Genomic DNA, 3459 nt, shown 5'->3' on the forward strand with positions numbered 1-3459 from the left:
ACTCAAGCTGGTGGGACGCATCTCGTGATTCGTCGTCGTTGCAAGGCTGGGTCATTGCAAAGTGCTTGGAGCGATTTCAGACCTCATCGGAGACCTCAATCGCGTTCGACGACATTGACAATGATGAGCTTGCCCTCGTCAATAAGGCGCTGGCAGCGGCCGTCGAGGATGTCAAAGGTTTGAGGTATGACCTCAAACAGAAGAGTCTTCTGATCGAGTGGCGCAGTCCGGTTAACGCAGAGCGCGGCCCAACACCTTTCGAAACCCTCAGCGACGGGCAGCGCGCGGTTATTGCCCTCGTCGCAGACATCGCGCGCCGCATGTGCTTGTTGAATCCGCAGCTTGGAGAAGAGGTTACGACCAAGACACCAGGCGTGGTCTTGATCGACGAACTCGACATCCACCTACACCCCCGCTGGCAGCGCAACGTGACCATGGGACTCAAGGCGGCATTCCCCTCGGTTCAATTCATCGTCGCCAGCCACTCCCCGCAAGTGCTGGGTGAACTTCGCCCCGAGGAGATCATTTTGCTGAGAGCCGGAGGCACAGACCATCCTCAAGTCAGCTACGGGTTGGATTCGAGCAGAGTGCTTGAGGAACTTATGGGCGCGACTGCCCGTACCTCAGACGTCGAAGAGGCCCTGTCCGAGCTGTTTGCCTCTCTTGAGCGCAATGAACTCGAAATCGCTCGAGGGCGGTTGACGACGTTGAAGCGCTTAGCACCGGGCATCGCCGAAATCGGTGGAGCCGAAGCCCTGCTGAAGCGCAAAGAGGTGCTCGGCCGATGAAGTACGTCACGAAGCAGCAGTCCCCGGAGCTGTTCGAGTCGTGGAAAGCAAAGGAAAGTGAAGACTGGATACCCACTTTCGAGGCCCTGCAGAAGCCCGAGAAGCCCGCACTGCTGCATGCGCTGCTTTCGGAGCAGGGCTGGGTGTGCTGCTACTGCGGACGCGGCGTGTCGATGACCGACAGCCACATTGAGCACTTCCGCCCGCAGGTTCTGCGGCACGACCTGGAACTGGCCTACGAGAACCTGCACGCCTCATGCATCCGGGAGACGAATCCCGGGATGCCGCTTCACTGCGGTCACGCAAAAGGACACGGCTTCGACGAAGAGCGCCATATCTCCCCGCTGGATGCCGGCTGCGAGGAGCGCTTCCTCTACACGCTACGGGGTGAGGTCCTGGCCGCAGACCGTTCAGACAGCGCCGCCGAGTACATGCTGGACCTCCTGGCCCTGGACATCCCATTCCTTCGCAATCGCCGCGAAGAGGCCTTGAGCATCTTCAGCGCCGATTTCCTCAACTCCGTCACCGCTCAGGAACTGCGGATGCTGCGCGATGCATTTCGAAGGCCGGATGCGCAGGGGCGTGCGCCGAGCTTCGGACATGTCGTGGCGCGGTATGCCGAGCAGTGCCTTTCGGACAGCACGGCCGCGAACGACAACGCCCCTGCCGGAACGTAGGCAGGCCTCAACTCCCCATCCCCGCGGCCCGCAACACCCGCGCGCACACCCGCAGCGTCTCCGCCGGCGACGACGGCTTCGCGATGTGCGCGCTGAAACCCTGCTCGATCGCACGCTGCCGGTCCTCGGGCCGCGCGAAGGCGGTCAGCGCGATCGCCGGCACGCCGCTGGTGCGGCGCACCTGCCGCAGCAGGGTGTAGCCGTCGATGTTCGGCATGCCGATGTCGCACAGCATCAGCGTGAAGGCCCTGCTGCCCACCAGCGCCAGCGCGGCCTCGGGACTGTGGGCCGCCACCGCATCGACACCGTACTGCGTGAACGCCGCCACCAGGATCGTCCCGGCATCGATGTCGTCGTCCACCACCAGCACGCTGGCGCCCTTCAGCGCGAGCAGCTCGTCGCCCGGCGGCAGCTCGTCCGGCATGGCCTCGGAACCTCCGGCCGGCGCGCCCTGCAGTGGCGAAGGCATGCGCAGCGGCAGCGTCACCGTGAAGCTGGTGCCCCTCCCCTGGCCCGCGCTCTCGGCCACGATGCGCCCACCGTGCAGCTCGACCAGGCTCTTGCAGATCGACAGCCCCAACCCCAGCCCCGCATGCTGGCGTGTGCTGGAGCTGTCCGCCTGCGAGAAGCGCTCGAACAGGTGCGGCAGAAAGTTCGCCGGCACGCCGATCCCGTTGTCGCTGATCTTCACGCGCACCTCGCCGGCGTCCATGTCGACATTGAGCGCGATCGTTCCGCCCTCGGGCGTGAACTTCACCGAGTTGCTCAGCAGGTTCCAGAACACCTGCTGCAGCCGGGCGGCGTCGCCGTCGATCTCGGGCAGCGCGGCGAGCTGCGGCTCGGCCAGCGCGATGCGCTTGCGCTGCGCATCCAGCCGCGTCGCGTCGAGCGCGGCCGCCACCGGCACGGCCAGCGATTCGCGGCGCACCGCGAGCCGCACCTTGCCGGTCATGATGCCGTTGACGTCCAGCAGGTCGGCGATCAGCTGCGCCTGCGCGCGGGCGTTGCGGTGGATGCGCTCGGCGGCCTCGCCGATCCGGCCGGCATCCAGGCGGCCGCTGCGGATCAGCTCGGTCCAGCCGAGGATGGCGTTCAGCGGCGTGCGCAGCTCATGGCTCAGCGTCGCGAGGAATTCATCCTTCAGCCGGCTCGCGCGCTCGGCCTCGGCCCGTGCCGCGCGCTCGCTGGCGTTCAGCTCGGCCAGCCGCCGCTCCTGCGCCAGCCGGGCCGTCACGTCGCGCGTGGAGCCGGCCACGCTCGCCACGCTGCCGTCGGGTGCGAACACCGGGTTGAAGATGTACTCGAACCAGCCCTGCGCGCCGGTCGGGCTCTGGTAGAAGGTTTCGCCGACGACGCGCTCGCCGCTCACGAAGACCTGCTCGATCTCCGCCCCCAGCCGGTCGGCCAGCTCCTTCGGGTACGGCAGGTCCCAGAAGGTCTTGCCGACGATCTCGTCGAGCGTGATGCCCAGCAGCTGCAGCAGCGGCCGGTTCGAGTAGGTGAAGCGCAGCTGCCGGTCGAAGGTGTACGCGAAGTCCTCGATGCCCGACAGCGTGACGTCGAAGCGGTGCGCCTGCGCGGCCCGCTGCTCGGCCTCGCGGGCCAGCATGCGCTCGGCCATCACCTGGTCGGTGACGTCGTGCCCCTGCACGAAGATGCCGGTGACGCGTTCACCCTCGCCGCGCACCGGCYGGTAGACGAAATCCACGAAGCGCGTCTCGGGCTGCAGGTGCRCCGCCCGCTCGGGCGCGAAGGCCATGCGCCGGCCGATGAAAGGCTCGCCGCTGGCGTAGACCGCATCCAGCAGCCCGACGAAACCCTGCTCGTCGGCCTCGGGCAGCGCCTGCGCGATCGTGCGGCCCGTCAGCTCGCGGTCGGCGCCGACCAGCCGCTGGTAGGCCGGGTTCGCGAGCGTCACCCGATGGGTCGGCCCCTCCAGCACCACGATGAAGCTGGGCGACTGCTCGAACAGCAGCCGCAGCATCGGTTCGGAG

3 protein-coding genes are annotated in these 3459 nt (G+C 66.9%); 2 read left to right on the forward strand and 1 reads right to left on the reverse strand.

What is annotated here, in order from left to right; translation table 11 throughout:
- Together AC1DXV_RS32835 and AC1DXV_RS32840 are read left to right on the forward strand one after the other, a co-directional pair.
- Positions 1-788 (forward strand): AAA family ATPase (locus AC1DXV_RS32835; RefSeq protein WP_477937689.1); only part of this gene is annotated, 788 nt, incomplete at its 5' end.
- Complete coding sequence (locus AC1DXV_RS32840; protein WP_477873227.1) at positions 785-1465, forward strand: retron system putative HNH endonuclease; 681 nt, start codon at positions 785-787, stop codon at positions 1463-1465. The genes AC1DXV_RS32835 and AC1DXV_RS32840, both read left to right, overlap by 4 nt.
- A gap of 7 nt (positions 1466-1472) precedes the next feature.
- Here AC1DXV_RS32840 and AC1DXV_RS32845 read toward each other — a convergent pair.
- Positions 1473-3459, reverse strand: a 1987-nt coding sequence (locus AC1DXV_RS32845) for a PAS domain-containing hybrid sensor histidine kinase/response regulator (protein ID WP_477937692.1), incomplete at its 5' end; no start/stop codon positions are given.

The organism is Rhizobacter sp. P3_C12 (genome assembly GCF_056402735.1).